Source organism: Labrys methylaminiphilus subsp. lupini, from assembly GCF_051161885.1.
Taxonomy (GTDB): domain Bacteria; phylum Pseudomonadota; class Alphaproteobacteria; order Rhizobiales; family Labraceae; genus Labrys.
The window spans coordinates 2,423,410-2,442,236 of record NZ_JBMDIH010000001.1 but is presented as its reverse complement, the minus strand read 5'-3'; the positions used below and the strand labels follow the sequence as shown (position 1 = coordinate 2,442,236).

At 61.0% G+C, this 18,827-nt stretch carries 31 protein-coding genes; all 31 read left to right on the top strand.

Annotated elements, in window-relative coordinates; all coding sequences use genetic code 11:
- Nucleotides 1-100 precede the first annotated feature (100 nt).
- The 31 genes from rpsL to rplQ all read left to right on the top strand — a co-directional run bounded on the left by rpsL (nt 101) and on the right by rplQ (nt 18,683).
- Nucleotides 101-472, top strand: coding sequence for a 30S ribosomal protein S12 (gene rpsL, locus ACN6KF_RS11570; RefSeq protein ID WP_068299562.1), 372 nt, complete (start codon nt 101-103; stop codon nt 470-472).
- Nucleotides 473-486: 14 nt separating this feature from the next.
- The gene (rpsG, locus tag ACN6KF_RS11565) at nt 487-957 is read left to right on the top strand and encodes a 30S ribosomal protein S7 (RefSeq protein ID WP_068299564.1); all 471 of its coding nucleotides are present in this window, start codon (nt 487-489) and stop codon (nt 955-957) included.
- A gap of 28 nt (nt 958-985) precedes the next feature.
- Nucleotides 986-3,061, top strand: coding sequence for an elongation factor G (gene fusA, locus ACN6KF_RS11560; RefSeq protein WP_434956972.1), 2,076 nt, complete (start codon nt 986-988; stop codon nt 3,059-3,061).
- 54 nt (nt 3,062-3,115) lie between these two features.
- Nucleotides 3,116-4,306 (top strand): elongation factor Tu, encoded by a 1,191-nt coding sequence (tuf, locus tag ACN6KF_RS11555; RefSeq protein WP_434956971.1) that lies wholly within the window; start codon nt 3,116-3,118, stop codon nt 4,304-4,306.
- Nucleotides 4,307-4,375: 69 nt separating this feature from the next.
- Nucleotides 4,376-4,684 (top strand): 30S ribosomal protein S10, encoded by a 309-nt coding sequence (rpsJ, locus tag ACN6KF_RS11550; protein WP_068292049.1) that lies wholly within the window; start codon nt 4,376-4,378, stop codon nt 4,682-4,684.
- A gap of 31 nt (nt 4,685-4,715) precedes the next feature.
- Nucleotides 4,716-5,420, top strand: coding sequence for a 50S ribosomal protein L3 (gene rplC / locus ACN6KF_RS11545; RefSeq protein WP_434956970.1), 705 nt, complete (start codon nt 4,716-4,718; stop codon nt 5,418-5,420).
- Nucleotides 5,421-5,430: 10 nt separating this feature from the next.
- Nucleotides 5,431-6,051, top strand: a complete 621-nt coding sequence (rplD, locus tag ACN6KF_RS11540; protein WP_149254710.1) for a 50S ribosomal protein L4 — start codon at nt 5,431-5,433, stop codon at nt 6,049-6,051.
- Complete coding sequence (locus tag ACN6KF_RS11535) at nt 6,048-6,344, top strand: 50S ribosomal protein L23 (RefSeq protein ID WP_434956969.1); 297 nt, start codon at nt 6,048-6,050, stop codon at nt 6,342-6,344. The genes rplD and ACN6KF_RS11535 overlap by 4 nt, the downstream gene beginning before the upstream one ends.
- 28 nt (nt 6,345-6,372) lie before the next feature.
- Nucleotides 6,373-7,206: a 50S ribosomal protein L2 gene (gene rplB, locus ACN6KF_RS11530; RefSeq protein WP_149254712.1), complete on the top strand. Its 834-nt coding sequence runs from the start codon at nt 6,373-6,375 to the stop codon at nt 7,204-7,206.
- A gap of 11 nt (nt 7,207-7,217) precedes the next feature.
- Nucleotides 7,218-7,496: a 30S ribosomal protein S19 gene (rpsS, locus tag ACN6KF_RS11525; RefSeq protein WP_068292063.1), complete on the top strand. Its 279-nt coding sequence runs from the start codon at nt 7,218-7,220 to the stop codon at nt 7,494-7,496.
- Between the two features lie 3 nt (nt 7,497-7,499).
- On the top strand, nt 7,500-7,880 hold the full coding sequence (gene rplV, locus ACN6KF_RS11520) for a 50S ribosomal protein L22 (RefSeq protein ID WP_068292065.1): 381 nt from the start codon (nt 7,500-7,502) through the stop codon (nt 7,878-7,880).
- Nucleotides 7,881-7,890: 10 nt separating this feature from the next.
- Nucleotides 7,891-8,601 (top strand): 30S ribosomal protein S3, encoded by a 711-nt coding sequence (gene rpsC / locus ACN6KF_RS11515; RefSeq protein ID WP_149254713.1) that lies wholly within the window; start codon nt 7,891-7,893, stop codon nt 8,599-8,601.
- A 30-nt stretch (nt 8,602-8,631) separates the two neighbouring features.
- Nucleotides 8,632-9,045, top strand: a complete 414-nt coding sequence (gene rplP / locus ACN6KF_RS11510; protein ID WP_149254714.1) for a 50S ribosomal protein L16 — start codon at nt 8,632-8,634, stop codon at nt 9,043-9,045.
- A gap of 10 nt (nt 9,046-9,055) precedes the next feature.
- On the top strand, nt 9,056-9,259 hold the full coding sequence (gene rpmC, locus ACN6KF_RS11505; protein ID WP_149254715.1) for a 50S ribosomal protein L29: 204 nt from the start codon (nt 9,056-9,058) through the stop codon (nt 9,257-9,259).
- Nucleotides 9,260-9,270: 11 nt separating this feature from the next.
- Nucleotides 9,271-9,522: a 30S ribosomal protein S17 gene (gene rpsQ, locus ACN6KF_RS11500; protein ID WP_149254716.1), complete on the top strand. Its 252-nt coding sequence runs from the start codon at nt 9,271-9,273 to the stop codon at nt 9,520-9,522.
- Between the two features lie 339 nt (nt 9,523-9,861).
- Complete coding sequence (rplN, locus tag ACN6KF_RS11495) at nt 9,862-10,230, top strand: 50S ribosomal protein L14 (protein ID WP_149254717.1); 369 nt, start codon at nt 9,862-9,864, stop codon at nt 10,228-10,230.
- 1 nt (nt 10,231) lies between these two features.
- A complete protein-coding gene (rplX, locus tag ACN6KF_RS11490) occupies nt 10,232-10,549 on the top strand; it encodes a 50S ribosomal protein L24 (RefSeq protein WP_149254718.1) in 318 nt (105 codons plus the stop codon).
- Nucleotides 10,542-11,129, top strand: coding sequence for a 50S ribosomal protein L5 (gene rplE, locus ACN6KF_RS11485; RefSeq protein ID WP_149254719.1), 588 nt, complete (start codon nt 10,542-10,544; stop codon nt 11,127-11,129). Before rplX ends, rplE begins: the two co-directional genes overlap by 8 nt.
- 42 nt (nt 11,130-11,171) lie before the next feature.
- Nucleotides 11,172-11,477: a 30S ribosomal protein S14 gene (gene rpsN, locus ACN6KF_RS11480; protein ID WP_068292095.1), complete on the top strand. Its 306-nt coding sequence runs from the start codon at nt 11,172-11,174 to the stop codon at nt 11,475-11,477.
- 12 nt (nt 11,478-11,489) lie between these two features.
- On the top strand, nt 11,490-11,888 hold the full coding sequence (gene rpsH / locus ACN6KF_RS11475) for a 30S ribosomal protein S8 (RefSeq protein WP_068292097.1): 399 nt from the start codon (nt 11,490-11,492) through the stop codon (nt 11,886-11,888).
- 17 nt (nt 11,889-11,905) lie between these two features.
- On the top strand, nt 11,906-12,439 hold the full coding sequence (rplF, locus tag ACN6KF_RS11470) for a 50S ribosomal protein L6 (protein ID WP_434956968.1): 534 nt from the start codon (nt 11,906-11,908) through the stop codon (nt 12,437-12,439).
- 12 nt (nt 12,440-12,451) lie between these two features.
- Nucleotides 12,452-12,814 (top strand): 50S ribosomal protein L18, encoded by a 363-nt coding sequence (rplR, locus tag ACN6KF_RS11465; RefSeq protein ID WP_434956967.1) that lies wholly within the window; start codon nt 12,452-12,454, stop codon nt 12,812-12,814.
- 12 nt (nt 12,815-12,826) lie between these two features.
- On the top strand, nt 12,827-13,384 hold the full coding sequence (gene rpsE / locus ACN6KF_RS11460; RefSeq protein ID WP_434956966.1) for a 30S ribosomal protein S5: 558 nt from the start codon (nt 12,827-12,829) through the stop codon (nt 13,382-13,384).
- A 17-nt stretch (nt 13,385-13,401) separates the two neighbouring features.
- Nucleotides 13,402-13,593 carry a 50S ribosomal protein L30 gene (gene rpmD, locus ACN6KF_RS11455; protein WP_068292106.1) on the top strand — a complete coding sequence of 64 codons (192 nt, stop codon included), beginning with the start codon at nt 13,402-13,404 and terminating at the stop codon, nt 13,591-13,593.
- Nucleotides 13,594-13,605: 12 nt separating this feature from the next.
- Entirely contained in the window at nt 13,606-14,085 is a 480-nt protein-coding gene (gene rplO / locus ACN6KF_RS11450; protein WP_434956965.1) for a 50S ribosomal protein L15, read from the top strand.
- Nucleotides 14,086-14,161: 76 nt separating this feature from the next.
- Nucleotides 14,162-15,502, top strand: a complete 1,341-nt coding sequence (secY, locus tag ACN6KF_RS11445; protein WP_434956964.1) for a preprotein translocase subunit SecY — start codon at nt 14,162-14,164, stop codon at nt 15,500-15,502.
- Nucleotides 15,502-16,092: an adenylate kinase gene (locus ACN6KF_RS11440; RefSeq protein WP_434956963.1), complete on the top strand. Its 591-nt coding sequence runs from the start codon at nt 15,502-15,504 to the stop codon at nt 16,090-16,092. Before secY ends, ACN6KF_RS11440 begins: the two co-directional genes overlap by 1 nt.
- A gap of 218 nt (nt 16,093-16,310) precedes the next feature.
- Nucleotides 16,311-16,679, top strand: a complete 369-nt coding sequence (rpsM, locus tag ACN6KF_RS11435; RefSeq protein WP_434956962.1) for a 30S ribosomal protein S13 — start codon at nt 16,311-16,313, stop codon at nt 16,677-16,679.
- A 56-nt stretch (nt 16,680-16,735) separates the two neighbouring features.
- Nucleotides 16,736-17,128 (top strand): 30S ribosomal protein S11, encoded by a 393-nt coding sequence (gene rpsK / locus ACN6KF_RS11430; protein WP_068292125.1) that lies wholly within the window; start codon nt 16,736-16,738, stop codon nt 17,126-17,128.
- Between the two features lie 67 nt (nt 17,129-17,195).
- Complete coding sequence (locus ACN6KF_RS11425; RefSeq protein ID WP_434956961.1) at nt 17,196-18,227, top strand: DNA-directed RNA polymerase subunit alpha; 1,032 nt, start codon at nt 17,196-17,198, stop codon at nt 18,225-18,227.
- Between the two features lie 39 nt (nt 18,228-18,266).
- Nucleotides 18,267-18,683: a 50S ribosomal protein L17 gene (rplQ, locus tag ACN6KF_RS11420; protein ID WP_434956960.1), complete on the top strand. Its 417-nt coding sequence runs from the start codon at nt 18,267-18,269 to the stop codon at nt 18,681-18,683.
- Nucleotides 18,684-18,827 lie beyond the last annotated feature (144 nt).

The window sequence follows — 18,827 nt, the reverse complement described above, 5'->3', positions numbered from 1 at the left end:
CTAATAGGGAAGCTGGCGCGGTTTCGTTTTGCGTGATTGCTCACGCAGGGCAAAGCAGTGCGTTCGTAGGGGCGTACTAATCGATGTTGAAGGGCGAACGATGCCAACCATTAGCCAGCTGATCCGCAAGCCGCGCGAACCGAAAGTGTATCGCGAGAAGGCGCGCCACCTGGAAGCATGCCCGCAGAAGCGCGGTGTGTGCACTCGTGTGTATACGACGACTCCGAAGAAGCCGAACTCGGCTTTGCGTAAGGTTGCCAAGGTGCGTCTCACCAATGGCTTCGAGGTCATCGGCTACATCCCCGGCGAAGGCCATAACCTTCAGGAGCATTCCGTGGTCATGATCCGCGGCGGCCGCGTGAAGGATTTGCCCGGCGTCCGCTATCACATTCTCCGCGGCGTTCTCGATACCCAGGGTGTCAAGAACCGTAAGCAGCGCCGTTCGAAGTACGGCGCGAAGCGTCCGAAGTAAGGGAAGATTTCACCATGTCCCGTCGCCATCGTGCAGAAAAGCGTGAGATCATTCCGGATCCGAAGTTCGGTGATCTCGTCGTGACCAAGTTCATGAATGCCATCATGTATGATGGCAAGAAGTCGGTTGCCGAGAAGATCGTCTACGACGCTTTCGACACCATCGAAGCCAAGGCCAAGCAGAGCCCGATCACGGTGTTCCAGACTGCCTTGTCGAATGTCGCCCCGGCGATCGAGGTTCGCTCCCGCCGCGTTGGTGGTGCGACCTATCAGGTCCCGGTCGAAGTTCGTCCGGAGCGCCGCCAGGCTCTCGCCATCCGTTGGATCCTCAGCGCGGCCCGTAACCGCAACGAGAAGACCATGGAAGAGAAGCTGTCGGGCGAGCTGCTCGACGCCTCCAACAATCGCGGCAACGCCGTGAAGAAACGCGAAGACACGCACCGGATGGCGGAAGCCAACCGCGCCTTCTCGCATTACCGCTGGTAAGCCGGAAGACAGGACTGAGGATCACACGATGGCCCGCACCCACGCGATCGAGGACTACCGCAACTTTGGTATTATGGCGCATATCGACGCCGGTAAGACCACGACGACCGAGCGGATCCTTTACTACACCGGCAAGTCCCACAAGATCGGCGAAGTCCATGACGGCGCCGCCACCATGGACTTCATGACCCAGGAGCAGGAGCGCGGCATCACGATCACGTCCGCCGCGACGACCGCTCTGTGGGCCGGCAAGCGCCTGAACATCATCGACACCCCCGGCCACGTCGACTTCACCATCGAAGTCGAGCGTTCGCTGCGCGTACTCGACGGTGCCGTCTGCGTGCTCGACTCCAACCAAGGCGTCGAGCCTCAGACCGAGACCGTCTGGCGCCAGGGTGACAAGTACAAGGTTCCGCGTATCGTCTTCGCCAACAAGATGGATAAGACGGGCGCCGACTTCTACAAGTGCCTCGACGACATCGTGAAGCGCCTTGGTGCCAAGCCGATCGCCATTCAGCTGCCGATCGGTTCGGAGTCGAACTTCAAGGGCATCATCGATCTCGTTCGCATGAAGGCCGTGATCTGGTCGGGTGAATCGCTGGGCGCCGAGTTCGACGCCGATCTGCCGATCCCGGAAGACATGGTCGAGAAGGCCGTCGAGTACCGCAACATGCTCATCGAAGCTGCTGTGGAACTCGATGACGAGGTTCTCGCTGCCTTCTTCGATGGCCAGGAGCCGGATGAAGCGACGCTGAAGCGTCTGATCCGCAAGGCCGTCCTCACGGGCGCCTTCTATCCGGTTCTCGCTGGTTCCGCCTTCAAGAACAAGGGCGTACAGACCCTTCTTGATGCCGTGGTCGACTATCTGCCGTCGCCTGTCGACGTGCCGGCCATCAAGGGCATCGACCCGGAGACCGAAGAAGAAATCGAGCGCAAGTCTTCGGACTCCGAGCCTCTTTCTCTTCTCGGCTTCAAGATCATGGACGACCAGTATGGTGTCCTGACCTTCTGCCGCATCTACTCGGGCAAGCTCGAGAAGGGCGTCTCGCTGCTCAACTCCTCCCGCGAGAAGACCGAGCGTGTCGGCCGCATGGTACTCATGCATGCCAACAACCGCGAGGAAATCGCTGAAGCCTATGCTGGCGACATCGTCGCCTTGGTTGGCCTCAAGGACACCCGCACCGGCGACACCCTGTGCGATCCCAACAAGCCCGTCATCCTGGAACGCATGGAATTCCCCGAGCCCGTCATCGAGATGGCCGTGGAACCCAAGACCAAGGCGGACCAGGAAAAGATGGCTTTGGCCCTGATCAAGCTCGCTTCGGAGGATCCGTCCTTCCGTGTGTCGACCGATCAGGAATCCGGCCAGACCATCATCAAGGGCATGGGTGAACTCCATCTCGACATCAAGGTCGACATTCTGCGTCGTACCCACAAGGTCGAGGTCAATGTCGGCGCGCCGCAGGTGGCCTTCCGCGAGAAGATCACCAAAAAGGCCGAGATCGACTACACCCACAAGAAGCAGACCGGCGGTACCGGCCAGTTCGCTCGCGTCAAGTTCGTCGTCGAGCCGAACGAACCCGGCAAGGGCTTCGAATTCGAATCGAAGATCATCGGCGGTTCGGTGCCCAAGGAATATATTCCCGGCGTCGAAAAGGGCCTCAACTCGGTTCTGGGTGCGGGCATCGTCGCCGGCTTCCCGGTTGTCGACGTCAAGGTCACGCTGATCGACGGTGCCTTCCACGAAGTCGACTCGTCGGCTCTTGCCTTCGAAATCGCCTCGCGCGCCGCTCTTCGTGAAGGTTTGCAGAAGGGCCATTCGGTCCTGCTCGAGCCGATCATGAAGGTCGAAGTCGTTACCCCGGAAGAATATACCGGCTCGGTCATCGGCGATCTCAACTCCCGGCGTGGACAGATCCAGGGCCAGGACATGCGCGGCAACGCGAATGTCGTGAACGCCATGGTTCCGCTCATGAACATGTTCGGCTACGTCAACCAGCTGCGTTCCTTTACCCAGGGCCGCGCCAGCTACACGATGCAGTTCGATCATTACGAACAGGCGCCGTCCAACGTCGCTGCTGAAATCCAGGCGAAGTACGCCTGATCCCCTTGATTTGAGTTTCATCCGCCGTTTCGGCGACAGGTGAAGGAGGCCCCGATGGCCAAAGAGAAATTTGAACGCAACAAGCCGCACTGCAACATCGGCACGATTGGTCACGTTGACCATGGCAAGACGTCGCTGACAGCGGCGATCACGAAGGTGCTTGCCGAGACGGGCGGTGCGACGTTCACGGCGTATGACGAGATCGACAAGGCACCGGAAGAGAAGGCTCGTGGCATCACGATCTCGACGGCGCATGTGGAGTATGAGACGAAGAACCGTCACTACGCCCATGTCGACTGCCCCGGGCATGCCGACTATGTGAAGAACATGATCACGGGCGCGGCGCAGATGGACGGCGCGATCCTGGTTGTTTCGGCAGCGGACGGCCCGATGCCTCAGACGCGCGAGCACATTCTGCTGGCCCGCCAGGTCGGCGTTCCGGCGCTGGTCGTGTTCCTGAACAAGGTCGACCTTGTCGACGATCCGGAGCTGCTCGAGCTGGTTGAGATGGAAGTTCGCGAGCTTTTGTCGAAGTACGAGTTCCCCGGCGACGACATTCCGATCACGATGGGCTCTGCGAAGGCTGCTCTGGACAACGTCAACCCGGCGATTGGTCATGACGCGGTGCTGAAGCTGATGCAGACGGTTGACGACTACATCCCGCAGCCCGAGCGTCCGATCGACCAGCCCTTCCTGATGCCGGTTGAAGACGTGTTCTCGATCTCGGGTCGTGGCACGGTCGTGACCGGCCGTGTCGAGCGCGGCATCGTCAAGGTTGGCGAGGAAGTCGAGATCGTCGGCATCCGCGCCACGCAGAAGACGACGGTGACGGGCGTCGAGATGTTCCGCAAGCTTCTGGACCAGGGCCAGGCTGGTGACAACATCGGCGCGCTGCTGCGCGGCACCAAGCGTGAGGACGTGGAGCGCGGCCAAGTGCTGTGCAAGCCCGGTTCGGTGAAGCCGCACACCAAGTTCAAGGCCGAAGCCTACATCCTGACCAAGGAAGAGGGCGGTCGTCATACGCCGTTCTTCGGCAACTACCGTCCGCAGTTCTACTTCCGCACGACGGACGTGACGGGCGTGGTGACGCTGCCTGAGGGTACGGAGATGGTGATGCCTGGCGACAACATCGCCATGGAAGTGAACCTGATCGTGCCGATCGCCATGGAAGAGAAGCTGCGCTTCGCCATCCGTGAAGGCGGTCGTACCGTCGGCGCCGGCGTCGTCGCCGCAATCATCGAATAAGAGCTCATCAACGCGCGTCTTTCGGCGCGCCGTTGAGCGGCGCGCCATTTAATTTTCGGAGTCAGGGCAATGAACGGCCAGAACATCCGCATCCGTCTCAAGGCGTTCGACCATCGTATTCTCGATACGTCGACCCGCGAGATCGTATCGACGGCCAAGCGCACTGGCGCCGCCGTCCGCGGACCGATCCCGCTGCCAACGCGGATCGAAAAATACACGGTGAACCGCTCGCCGCACGTGGACAAGAAATCGCGTGAGCAATTCGAGATGCGCACCCATAAGCGCCTGCTCGACATCGTAGACCCCACCCCGCAGACCGTGGACGCGCTCATGAAGCTCGACCTCGCCGCAGGCGTGGACGTCGAGATCAAGCTCTGATCAGGCTCCTCTAGGCTTAGGAACGAACGCCATGCGTTCTGGTGTCATTGCACAGAAGATCGGCATGAGCCGCGTCTATAACGACGCTGGCGAGCATGTCCCGGTCACGGTTCTCCGTATCGACGATTGCCAGGTCGTCGCTCACAGGACTAACGATAAGAACGGCTATACCGCGCTTCAGCTCGGTGCCGGCCTCGCCAAGGTCAAGAACACGACCAGGGCGCAGCGCGGCCACTTTGCTGTTGCCAACGTGGAGCCCAAGCGTAAGGTCGTCGAATTCCGCGTACCGGAAAGCGACCTGATTCCGGTTGGCGCAACGATCACCGCGGACCACTTCGTCCCCGGCCAGTTCGTCGACGTCACCGGTACTTCGATCGGCAAGGGTTTTGCCGGTTCGATGAAGCGCTGGAACTTTGCCGGCCACCGCGCCAGCCATGGTAACTCGATCACGCATCGTGCCCATGGTTCGACCGGTCAGCGGCAGGATCCGGGCAAGACGTTCGCCGGCAAGAAGATGGCGGGTCACATGGGTGACGAGCGCATCACCACCTTGAACCTCAAGGTCGTGCGCACCGACGTCGAGCGTGGCTTGATCCTGGTCGAGGGTGCCGTTCCCGGCGCCAAGGGCGGCTGGATCCTGGTGCGCGACGCCGTGAAGAAGCAGCTGCCGGAAGCAGCGCCGAAGCCCGGCGCATTCCGCTTGCCTGAAGCTGCAGCCGCAGCTGCTGGCGAGTGAGGAGGAGCCGATGAAACTCGCAATTACCACTCTCGAAGGCTCCGAAGCCGGTTCTGTCACGCTGTCGGACGAGATCTTCGGTCTCGAGCCGCGCACCGACATCCTGCAGCGCGTCGTGCGCTGGCAGCTGGCCAAGCGCCAGGCCGGTACGCACAAGACGCTGGGCCGGTCCGAAATCAACCGGACCAAGAAGAAGCTGTACAAGCAGAAGGGCACCGGTGGTGCTCGTCACGGTGCAGCCTCGGCTCCGCAGTTCCGTGGCGGTGGCCGCGCCTTCGGTCCGGTCGTGCGTTCCCACGCCCACGACCTGCCCAAGAAGGTTCGCGCTCTCGGCCTCAAGCATGCGCTTTCGTCCAAAGCGAAAACGCAGCAGCTGATCATCGTCGACAAGGCCGTCGCCGAAGTGATCAAGACCAAGGCGCTGAAGGACACCTTCGGCAAGCGTGGCTTGGCCAATGTGCTGATCATCGATGGCGCCGAACTCGACCAGAACTTCGCGCTGGCCGCCCGCAACATTCCAAACGTGGATGTGCTGCCGGTTCAGGGCATCAACGTCTACGACATTCTCCGCCGTGACAGCCTCGTGCTGACCAAGGCGGCTGTCGATGCGCTGGAGGCGCGCTTCAAATGAGCACCGATGTCAGGCATTACGACGTGATCGTGTCGCCGGTGATCACCGAGAAGGCGACCGCTCACTCAGAGCATAACCAGGTGGTGTTCCGGGTTTCTCCGGATGCGACCAAGCCGCAGATCAAAGCCGCCGTCGAAAAGCTGTTCAATGTCAAGGTGATGGGCGTCAACACGCTCGTTCGCAAGGGCAAGACCAAGCGTTTCAAGGGCATTCTGGGCACTCAGAGCGATGTCAAGCGTGCGATCGTGACCCTGGCCGAAGGCCACACGATCGACGTGACGACGGGCCTCTGAGGCGCGGGCCGGAAAGGGAGAGAGACCAATGGCTCTCAGGAAATACAAGCCGGTTACGCCGGGCCTGCGCCAGCTCGTGCTGGTCGACCGTTCCGCCCTCTACAAGGGCGCACCGGTCAAGACCTTGACCGAAGGCCTGACCAAGTCGGGTGGCCGCAACAATACGGGCCGCATCACCTCGTTCCGCAAGTCGGGCGGGCACAAGCGCGCCTACCGCATCATCGATTTCAAGCGCCGTAAGCTTGATGTCGAGGGTACGGTCGAGCGGATCGAATATGATCCCAACCGCACGGCCTTCATCGCGCTCATCGACTATACCGATGGCGAGAAGGCCTACATCCTGGCTCCGCAGCGTCTGGCTGTCGGCGACAAGGTGATCGCGGCTGCTTCGGCCGACGTGAAGCCTGGCAATGCCATGCCGATGTCTGCGATGCCGGTTGGCACCATCGTCCACAATGTCGAGCTCAAGCTCGGCCGTGGTGGCTCGGTGGCTCGTTCCGCCGGCAGCTATGCCCAGATCGCCGGCCGCGATGGCGCCTATGTCATCCTGCGCCTGAACTCGGGCGAGCAGCGCCTGGTTCTGTCGAGCTGCTTTGCCACGGTGGGTGCGGTGTCGAACCCGGACCACATGAACATCTCGCTCGGTAAGGCGGGTCGTTCGCGTTGGCTCGGCATCAAGCCGTCCGTCCGCGGCGTTGCCATGAATCCGATCGACCATCCCCATGGTGGCGGCGAAGGCCGTACCTCCGGTGGTCGTCACCCCGTCACGCCTTGGGGCAAGCCGACCAAGGGCAAGAAGACGCGTTCGAACAAGGCGACGAACAAGTTCATCGTCTCGTCCCGTCACGCTAAGAAGAAGTAAGGAGACCACACGTGTCCCGCTCAGTCTGGAAAGGCCCGTTTGTTGACGGGTACCTCCTGAAAAAGGCGGATGCCGCGCGCGGCTCCGGCCGTAGCGAAGTCATCAAGACCTGGAGCCGCCGCTCCACCATTCTGCCGCACTTCATCGGTGTGACTTTTGGCGTCTACAACGGCCAGAAGCATGTTCCGGTTCAGGTGACCGAAGACATGGTTGGCATGAAGCTCGGCGAATTTGCTCCGACCCGGACCTTCTATGGTCACGCGGCGGACAAGAAGTCGAAGAGGAAGTAAACGATGGGCAAGCCGAAGTCCGAACGGGCCCTGCCTGACAACGAGGCGAAGGCGGTTGCGCGCATGCTGCGCGTTTCGCCGCAGAAGCTCAATCTCGTCGCGTCGCTGATCCGCGGCAAGAAGGTGGACTCGGCTCTGGCCGACCTGACCTTCTCGCGCAAGCGTATCGCCACCGACGTGAAGAAGACGCTGCAGAGCGCCATCGCCAATGCCGAGAACAATCATGGCCTCGACGTAGACGATCTGATCGTCTCCGAAGCCTATGTCGGCAAGGCCTTCGTCATCAAGCGTTTCCACGCTCGTGCCCGTGGCCGGGCAGGGCGCATCGAGAAGCCCTTCTCCAACCTGACGGTCGTTGTCCGCCAGGTCGAAGCCAAGGCGTAAGGAGCAAGCGATGGGACAGAAAGTTAATCCGATCGGCCTGCGTCTGGGCATCAACCGGACCTGGGATTCCCGCTGGTTCGCCAACAAGGGCGAATATGGCAAGCTGCTGCACGAAGATATTGCGATCCGTCAGGCGCTGATGAAGCTCCTGAAGCAGGCCGCGGTGTCGCGCATCGTCATCGAGCGTCCGCACCGCAAGTGCCGCGTCACGATCTACTCGGCTCGTCCGGGCATCGTGATCGGCAAGAAGGGCGCTGACATCGACAAGCTGAAGAAGGCCGTGTCGAAGCTCACCACCTCGGAAGTGCACATCAACATCGTTGAAGTGCGCAAGCCGGAAGTGGATGCGACCCTGGTTGCCGACTCCATCGCGCAGCAGCTCGAGCGTCGCGTTGCCTTCCGTCGTGCCATGAAGCGTGCCGTTCAGTCGGCTATGCGTCTGGGCGCCGAGGGCATTCGTATCAATTGCTCGGGCCGTCTGGGCGGCGCCGAAATCGCGCGTCTGGAGTGGTACCGCGAAGGTCGCGTGCCGCTGCATACGCTGCGAGCCGATGTCGATTACGGCACGGCGACGGCGTTCACCACCTTCGGTACGTGCGGCATCAAGGTCTGGATCTTCAAGGGTGAAATCCTCGAGCATGATCCGATGGCCCAGGACAAGCGCCTGGCGGAGGCCGACACCGGCCGTTCGTCTTCGCGCCCCCGTCACGAAGCTGCTTGAGCGGCTGCGGGGATCTGAGAGAATAGAACCATGTTGCAACCCAAGCGCACTAAATTCCGTAAGCAGTTCAAGGGCCGCATTCACGGTGTGGCCTCCTCGGGCGCGCTCCTGAACTTCGGCCAGTTCGGCCTGAAGGCTCTTGAGCCCGAACGTATCACCGCGCGTCAGATCGAAGCCGCTCGTCGTGCGATCACCCGCGAAATGAAGCGTCAGGGTCGCGTGTGGATCCGCATGTTCCCGGACGTGCCGGTTTCGGCGAAGCCGGCTGAGGTGCGCATGGGTAAAGGCAAGGGTGCTCCCGATCATTGGGTCGCCCGCGTCAAGCCGGGTCGCATCATGTTCGAACTGGACGGCGTGAGCGAGGAAATCGCTCGCTCCGCCCTGACGCTCGCTGCCGCCAAGCTGCCGATCAAGACCCGCTTCGTCCAGCGCATCGCCGAGTGAGGAAAACACCATGAAGACCACTGACATCAGGGTGCTGTCCGACGACCAGCTTGCCGATGAACTCGCCAAGCAGAAGAAGTCGCAGTTCAACATGCGCTTCCAGAAGGCCACCGGTCAGCTCGAAAACACGGCAGAAGTGCGCAAAGTCCGTCGCACCATCGCCAAGATCAAGACGGTTCAGAGCCAGAAGGCCGCGACCAAAGCCAAGGCTTGAGGAGATAGTTTATGCCCAAGCGCGTCCTGCAAGGCGTCGTCGTCTCTGACAAGAACGATAAGACGATTGTGGTGAAGGTGGAGCGCCGCTTCACCCATCCGCTGCTGAAGAAGACGGTGCGTCGCACCAAGAATTACCATGCTCATGACGAGGGCAACGGCCACAAGGTCGGTGATATCGTGTGGATCGAAGAAGGTCGCCCGATGTCCAAGCTGAAGCGCTGGGTCGTCGTCGACCAGGCGGCGGAAGCAGCCAAGGCCTGATCGTCAGGCCGGGGAGGGGGGCGTTTTCTGCGCCTTCGCACCACCACGGTGAAAATAAAAGCCGGCGGAAGCCGGCTTTGTGCTTGTGGTTGGACGAAGGAATCGCTAGAAGACCGGCTTTCCTGGAGCGTTGGCGAAAGGGGTGGAGGTCTCCACCGCCTTGGCCGCGCTTTCGTGCTTGTGAAATGATTTGCCGGCCGTGAGGTTGGCGAAGTGGGTTCAAAGCCGAGCAGGTGGAGAACTTCACGGCGGTTGGGTTGCGATCCTGCCGCCAAACCCGAGGTTGGGCCGGGTCCGCCGTGAGCGGATACCAGCCTGCGAAGAATAAGAGGGTACGTCATGATTCAGATGCAATCGAATCTCGACGTCGCGGACAATTCAGGTGCCCGACGCGTGATGTGCATCAAGGTTTTGGGCGGCTCGAAGCGGAAATATGCCTCCGTCGGCGACATCATCGTGGTGTCGATCAAGGAAGCCATTCCGCGCGGGCGCGTCAAGAAGGGTGATGTGATGAAGGCCGTGGTCGTACGTACGGCCAAGGACATCCGTCGTCCCGATGGCTCCGTGATCCGTTTCGACCGCAATGCGGCCGTGCTGATCAACAATCAGAAAGAGCCGATCGGCACCCGCATCTTCGGGCCGGTTCCGCGCGAGCTGCGCGCCAAGAATCACATGAAGATCATCTCTCTGGCCCCGGAGGTGTTGTAACATGGCCGCTAAGATCAAGAAGGGCGACAAGGTCGTCGTCATGACCGGCCGTTCCAAGGGCCGTGTCGGTGAAGTGATCCAGGTTTTCCCGGAAGAGAACCGTGCGATCATCCGCGGCGTGAACGTCGTCCGTCGCCATCAGCGCCAGACTGCGAGCCAGGAAGGCGGCGTGATTTCGAAGGAAGCGCCGATCCACCTGTCGAATGTTGCCATTGCCGATCCCAAGGATGGCAAGCCGACCCGCGTTGGTTTCAAGGTTCTCGATGGCGGCAAGAAGGTTCGCGTCGCCAAGCGTTCGGGAGAGCAGATCGATGGCTAAGTCCCCAGCCGCAGCCGAGACCGCGAATGGCGATGCCTATTCGCCGCGTCTGAAGGCCTATTACAATGATGTGGTTCGTCCTGAGCTGATCAAGCAGTTCGGCTACAAGAACCCGATGGAAGTTCCCACGATTTCCAAGATCGTGCTGAACATGGGCGTGGGCGAAGCCACCGCCGATACCAAGAAGGTCACCGTTGCGGCCGCCGACCTCGCTTTGATCGCGGGTCAGAAGCCGGTGATCACGCGGGCTCGCAAGGCGATCTCGCAGTTCAAGGTGCGTGAGAACATGCCGATCGGCGCGAAGGTGACCCTTCGCAAGACCCGCATGTATGAGTTCTTCGATCGCCTGGTGACGATCGCGCTGCCGCGCGTTCGCGACTTCCGTGGCCTCAACCCGAAGAGCTTCGATGGCCGTGGCAACTATGCCATGGGCTTCAAGGAACACATCGTGTTCCCCGAGATCAACTACGACAAGGTCGATCAGGTTTGGGGTATGGACATCGTCGTCTGCACCACGGCCAAGAGCGATGACGAGGCGCGTGCGCTTCTGAAGTTGATGAACTTCCCCTTCCGGCAGTGAGGCGGTTGATCCGCCCTCAAACGCGGAACGTTGGAGACCTACATGGCTAAGAAAAGTTCGATTGAGAAGAACAAGCGCCGCGAGAAGCTTGCCAAGCAGTACGCTGGCCGTCGCTCCCGCTTGAAGGCCATCGCCAATGATGAATCGTTGTCGATGGAAGAGCGCTTCACCGCTCGTCTGAAGCTCTCGGAATTGCCGCGCAACTCCGCCAAGGAACGCGTGCGCAACCGTTGCGAAGTGACCGGCCGTCCGCGCGCCGTTTACCGTAAGCTGAAGATGTCGCGTATTGCTTTGCGCGAACTCGGTTCCAAGGGGCTGGTTCCCGGCCTCGTGAAGTCGAGCTGGTGAGGAGATATCGTCATGGCGATCAATGATCCTGTCGGCGATATGCTGACCCGTATCCGTAACGCGCAGATGCGCCGCAAGACCAGCGTTTCGACGCCCGGTTCCGGCCAGCGCGCTCGCGTTCTCGATGTGCTGCAGGCGGAAGGCTATATCCGCAACTACACCGTTACCGATTTCGGCAACGGCCGCAGCGAATTCGAGATCGAGTTGAAGTATTATGATGGCGCACCGGTGATCCGTGAGATCGCCCGCGTCTCCAAGCCCGGCCGCCGCGTCTACGTGTCCGTCAAGGACATTCCGCGCGTCGCCAACGGACTGGGCGTGTCCATCGTTTCGACCCCGCGTGGTGTCATGGCCGATCATCAGGCCCGTGAATCCAATGTCGGCGGCGAAGTGATCTGCACCGTATTCTGAGCCGGAGGAGAAATAGTATGTCTCGTATCGGTAAGAAGCCGGTTGCCGTTCCCGCCGGCGTCACCCCCAGCCTGGATGGTCAGACCGTCAAGGCCAAGGGCCCGAAGGGCGAACTCAGTTTCACCGTTCCCGATCTCATCTCGGTTGAGTTCAAGGACGGTGCATTCAAGGTCGACCCGAAGGACGATTCCAAGCTCGCTCGCTCCCAGTGGGGCATGTCCCGCACCATGGTGTCGAACATCCTGGTGGGCGTGACTCAGGGCTTCGAGAAGCGTCTTGAGATCAACGGCGTCGGCTACAAGGCCGCCGTTGCTGGCAAGGTCGTCAAGCTGTCGCTCGGCTATTCGCATGACGTCGACTATCCGATTCCGGAAGGCATCACCGTGGTGACGCCCAAGCCGACGGAAATCGTCGTGTCGGGTATCGACAAGCAGAAGGTCGGCCAGGTCGCGGCTGAGATCCGCGAATATCGCGGCCCCGAGCCCTATAAGGGCAAGGGTGTCAAGTATGCTGGCGAATTCATCTTCCGCAAGGAAGGCAAGAAGAAGTAACGGAGCCAATCAATGGCAAATGCAAGGCAAGCTCTTGAGCGCCGCAAGGCGCGTGTCCGCCGGCAGCTGCGCTCGGTGGCGAACGGACGGCCGCGCCTCTCGGTTTTCCGCTCTTCCAAGCACATCTACGCACAGGTCATCGACGATGCAAACGGCAGCACGCTGGTTTCCGCATCGACGCTTGAAAAGGATCTGCGCGGCAGCTTGAAGACGGGTGCCGACATCGAGGCCGCGAAGGTAATCGGCAAGCTCCTCGGTGAGCGTGCGGTTGCCAAGGGCGTCAAGGACGTCTTTTTCGATCGCGGCGGCTACATCTTCCACGGGCGTGTCAAAGCGCTCGCCGATGCGGCCCGCGAAAGCGGCCTCAACTTCTAAGGAACGGATTCTATGGCTCGTGAACGTGAACGTGATCGTCAGCGCGAAGAGCGCGACAGCGAGTTCGTGGACCGCCTAGTCCACATTAACCGCGTTGCCAAGGTGGTGAAGGGCGGCAAGCGCTTCGGTTTTGCGGCGCTCGTCGTCGTTGGTGACCAGAAGGGCCGCGTCGGCTTCGGCCATGGCAAGGCTCGCGAAGTGCCGGAAGCCATCCGCAAGGCGACCGACCAGGCCAAGCGTGGTTTGGTGCGTGTGTCGCTGCGCGAAGGCCGTACCCTGCATCATGACGTCAATGGCCGTCATGGCGCCGGCAAGGTCATTTTGCGCGCTGCACCGGCCGGTACCGGCATCATCGCCGGCGGCCCGATGCGCGCTGTGTTCGAATCGCTCGGCATGCATGACGTCGTCGCCAAGTCGCTGGGGTCGTCCAACCCCTACAACCTGGTGCGTGCCACTTTCGACGCCCTGAAGCATGAGGACAGCCCGCGTTCGGTCGCAGCTCGTCGCAGCCTCAAGGTGTCGCAGATCCAGAACCGGCGTCAGGGTATCGACGCCGAGTCGACGGACTGATCGGAGAGGGATGAGCGATGGCTAAGACCAAGACCGTTACGGTCGAGCAGATCGGTAGCCCGATCCGCCGCACCTCGGACCAGCGCGCGACCCTCGTCGGCCTGGGCCTTAACAAGATCCGCCGCAAGAGCACGCTGGAAGATACGCCGGCCGTGCGTGGCATGATCGCCAAGCTCGGCCACCTCGTCCGCGTGGTCGAGGCCGAGTAAGGAGACGCGACGATGAAACTCAACGATCTTCGCGACAATGAAGGCGCGACCAAGGCCCGTATGCGCGTCGGACGCGGTATCGGCTCTGGCAAGGGCAAGACCGGCGGCCGTGGCGTCAAGGGTCAGACCTCGCGCACCGGTGTCGCCATCAAGGGCTTCGAAGGTGGTCAGATGCCGCTGCATCGCCGCCTGCCCAAGCGTGGCTTCAACAACATCTTTGCCCTGGACTTCGCCGAGGTGAACCTCGACCGTATCCAGGTCGCCGTCGACGCCGGCAAGCTCGACGCCAAGGCTCCGGTCACCGCCGAGGCTCTGGTGCAGGCTGGCGTGATCCGTCGTGTTCTTGACGGCGTGCGCCTGCTGGGCCGCGGCGAGATCAAGGCCAAGCTCGCCTTCGAAGTCGCCGGTGCGACCAAGGGCGCCGTGGCTGCGGTCGAGAAGGCTGGCGGCTCGGTCAAGGTGCTGAAGGCTGTGGCAAAGGCGGAAGCCTGATCCTATATGAAAGCGGCCCGCCTCGTCTGGCGGGCCGCACCTTTTTTGGCGCGCTTTCGACACGGCGGAGCACCACATGGCATCGGCGGCCGAGCAGCTTGCTGCGAGCATCAATTGGAGTTCGTTCTCCAAGGCTGACGAACTCAAGAAGCGTATCTGGTTTACGCTTGGCGCGTTGGTCATCTACCGGCTGGGTACCTATATCCCGCTGCCCGGAATCAACCCCGATGCCTATAAGTCTGCCTTCGACGGTCAGGCCGGTGGTATTCTCGGCCTCTTCAACATGTTCTCGGGCGGCGCCGTTTCGCGTATGGCGATCTTCGCGCTCGCGATCATGCCCTACATTTCCGCCTCGATCATCATCCAGCTGCTGACCACTGTCGTGCCGCAGCTCGAGGCCCTCAAGAAAGAGGGCGAGGCCGGCCGCAAAATCATGAACCAGTACACGCGCTACCTCACGGTGGTGCTGGCGACGGCGCAGGCCTGGGGCATTGCCATCGGTCTGGAAGGCGGGCAGGGGGGCATCGTGCTCGCGCCCGGGCTGTTCTTCAAGATCTCGACCACCATCACGCTGGTCGGCGGCACCATGTTCCTGCTGTGGCTCGGCGAGCAGATCACCTCGCGCGGCATCGGCAACGGTACGTCCCTGATCATCCAGGCCGGCATCGTCGCCGAGTTCCCGGCTCATCTTGGCCAGATGCTCGATCTGGCGCGCACGGGCGGCATGTCGCCGGTCACGCTGCTGATGTCGATCGTCGTCGCCGTTGCCGTGGTGCTGGCCATCGTGTTCTTCGAGCGGGCACAGCGTCGCCTGCTGATCCAATATCCCAAACGCCAGGTCGGCAATCGTCTCTATGAAGGCCAGTCCTCTCATCTGCCGCTTAAGCTGAATACGTCGGGCGTGATCCCGCCGATCTTCGCTTCGTCGCTGTTGCTGCTGCCGACCACGGCTGCCGCTTTCGTGGCACAGGGCAATCCCAACTCCTGGTTGGCGAATGTCTCGATCTATCTCAATCACGGCAAGCCGCTGTTCATGGTGCTGTACGCACTGCTGATCGTGTTCTTCTGCTTCTTCTATACGGCCATCGTATTCAACCCGACCGAGACGGCCGACAATCTCAAGAAGCACGGCGGCTTCATTCCCGGCATCCGTCCGGGCGAGAACACCGCCAAGTTCATCGACTATGTGCTCACGCGTATCACCGTGGTCGGCGCGATCTATATTGCGCTGGTCTGCATGGTGCCGGAGATCCAGAATTACCTGGTCCCCTCGATTCCCTTCGTACTGGGCGGTACCTCGCTGCTCATTACGGTGAGTGTTTCGATGGACACGCTGGCCCAGATTCATGGCCATCTACTTGCCCATCAGTATGAAGGGCTGGTACGCAAGACCAAGCTGAAGGGGAGCCGTCGCTGATGAAGCTCATTCTGCTGGGTCCGCCGGGGGCGGGCAAGGGAACCCAGGCCGTCAGACTGTCGGAAAAGCATGGCATTCCGCAGCTTTCGACGGGTGACATGCTGCGCGCGGCCGTGCAGGCCGGTACGCCGGTTGGGCTTAAGGCCAAGGCCGTCATGGATTCCGGCGGACTGGTGTCGGATGACATCGTCGTCGGCATCGTCGCCGACCGCATCGAGGAGAAGGACGCGGCCAATGGCTTCATCCTTGATGGTTTCCCGCGCACCGTGGCGCAGGCTTCGGCCCTCGACAAGATGTTGGCGGAGAAGGGTTTGCGTCTCGACGCCGTGATCGAGTTCGTGGTCGACGAGTCGGTGCTGCTGTCGCGTATCGAAAAGCGGGCTGCCGAGACGGTCGCTCGCGGCGAGAAGGTACGCCCGGACGACAATGCGGAAGCTTTCAAGACTCGTCTTGAAGCTTATCGTGCCCAGACGGCGCCGCTGTCTGACTATTATCGCAAGAGCGGCGATCTTCGTCCGGTCGATGCGATGAAGTCGATCGACGAGGTCACTCGCGAGATCGACGCTACCCTGTCGGCGGTCTCGGTCTGATTCGCCGTTTCGCATACGCCGTGAGGCGATATGCATGAAGTTTGTCTTTACGAGTTGACGTCTTCGCAGAGAATCTCTAGAAGACGGCTCTCACGTCAAAGACGCGCGGGTCGATCGCTCGGTTAGAGCGAACGGCTCGTTTTTGCGCTGCCGGTTCGCCGGCGATGATTGAACTGATATTCGGCCTCACGCCGGATCAAAGATTTGGAGACCGGAAATTGGCCCGCATCGCTGGTGTCAACATTCCCACCGCCAAGCGCGTCGAGATCGCGCTGCAATATATCCACGGCATTGGCTCCGCCAAGGCCAAGGAGATCGTTGCCAAGGTCGGCATCGCGCCTGAGCGCCGTGTCCACCAGCTGTCGGACCAGGAGGTCCTGCAGATCCGTGAGGCGATCGACCGCGATTACATCGTGGAAGGTGATCTTCGTCGTGACGTCGCGATGAACATCAAGCGTCTGATGGATCTGGGCTGCTATCGCGGTCTGCGTCATCGCCGCAGCCTGCCGGTTCGTGGCCAGCGCACCCATACCAATGCCCGTACCCGCAAGGGCAAGGCAAAGCCGATCGCCGGCAAGAAGAAGTAAGTTTTTATTCAATCCCGAGCGCCTGGTACAACGGGCGCGCTTGAAGGATCCATACTATGGCAAAAGAAGCCGCTGGTCGCGTTCGCCGTCGCGAACGCAAGAATATCGTTTCTGGCGTTGCTCACGTCAATTCGAGCTTCAACAACACCATGATCACCATCACCGACGCCCAAGGCAACACGATTGCCTGGTCCTCCTCGGGAACGATGGGTTTCAAGGGCTCGCGTAAGTCGACCCCCTATGCTGCGCAGATGGCCGCCGAAGATGCCGGCCGTAAGGCCAGCGAGCATGGCATGCGCACGTTGGAAGTTGAAGTTTCTGGTCCGGGTTCGGGTCGTGAATCGGCTCTGCGCGCCTTGCAGGCGTCGGGCTTCACGATCACGTCGATCCGCGACGTGACGCCAATTCCGCATAATGGTTGCCGCCCGCGCAAGCGTCGTCGCGTCTAATTTCGCGATTTGAGATGGCCCGGCCGCTATTCGAGCGTGCCGGGCTTATTGGCCGCACCGAGACCGATTGAAGGGTGTCGTCGTGATTCAGAAGAACTGGCAGGAACTTATCAAGCCCCAAAAGCTCGAAGTGACTCCGGGAGAAGATCCGAAGAGCCAGGCAACTGCCGTTGCCGAGCCGCTGGAGCGTGGCTTTGGCGTGACTTTGGGTAATGCGCTGCGCCGTGTCTTGCTGTCGTCCCTGCAGGGCGCAGCCGTGACCTCGGTGCATATCGATGGCGTGTTGCACGAGTTCTCGTCGATCCCCGGCGTGCGTGAGGACGTGACCGATATCGTCCTCAACATCAAGGAGATCGCCGTCAAGATGGCGGCCGAGGGACCCAAGCGGATCGTGCTGAAGAAGCAGGGTCCGGGGCAGGTCTTCGCTGGCGATATCCAGACCACCGGCGACATCCAGATCCTCAATCCCGAGCACGTGCTGTGCACGCTGGACGAGGGTGCGGAGATCCGCATGGAATTCACCATCAACACCGGCAAGGGCTACGTTGCGGCTGACCGCAATCGCCCTGAAGATGCTCCGATCGGTCTCATCCCGGTCGACAGCCTCTATTCGCCGGTGAAGAAGGTGGCTTTCAAGGTGGAGAACACCCGTGAAGGCCAGATCCTCGACTACGACAAGCTGACGCTGACGGTTGAGACCAACGGTGCGATCACCCCGGAAGACGCGCTCGCCTATGCGGCCCGCATCATCCAGGATCAGCTCGAAGTCTTCGTCAACTTCGAGGAGCCGAAGAAGGAATCCGAGGCCCCGGCCATTCCGGAACTCGCCTTCAACCCGGCGCTGCTCAAGAAGGTGGACGAGCTGGAACTGTCGGTCCGTTCGGCAAACTGCCTGAAGAACGACAATATCGTCTATATCGGCGATCTGATCCAGAAGACGGAAGCCGAAATGCTCCGTACGCCGAACTTCGGCCGCAAGTCCTTGAACGAGATCAAGGAAGTGCTGGCTCAGATGGGTCTTCATCTGGGCATGGAAGTGCCCGGCTGGCCGCCGGAAAACATCGAAGAGCTCGCCAAGCGCTTCGAAGAACATTATTGATCTGGCGCATCGCGCTGCCAAACTTGAAGGAACAGGGCAATGCGTCACGGCAAGGCTCACCGCAAATTCAATCGTACCGCCGAACACCGCAAGGCGATGTTCGAGAACATGGCCGCCTCGCTCATCAAGCATGAGCAGATCGTCACCACGCTTCCCAAGGCCAAGGACCTGCGTCCGATCGTCGAGAAGCTGGTCACGCTCGGCAAGCGTGGCGACCTGCATGCCCGCCGCCAGGCCATTGCGACGCTTCAGGACGAGACCATCGTCAAGAAGCTCTTCGACGTGCTGGCGACCCGCTACAAGGACCGTCAGGGTGGCTACACCCGCGTGCTGAAGGCTGGCTTCCGCCATGGCGATTCCGCGCCGATCGGCGTGATCGAGTTCGTCGATCGTGACGTCTCGGCAAAGGGCCAGGACTCCGGGCCGGTTGCCAATGAGCAGGCCGAAGCAGCCTGATCTTTCGATCCAGGATCCAAGATTTGAAGGGCGGTGCGCAAGCACCGCCCTTTTTCGTTTTGAAACGCCGTGGAAATCTAGCGTCAGACCTGTGATCTGCGGCGACAATCACCACATTTGCACCATTGGCTTTGCGCATGATCT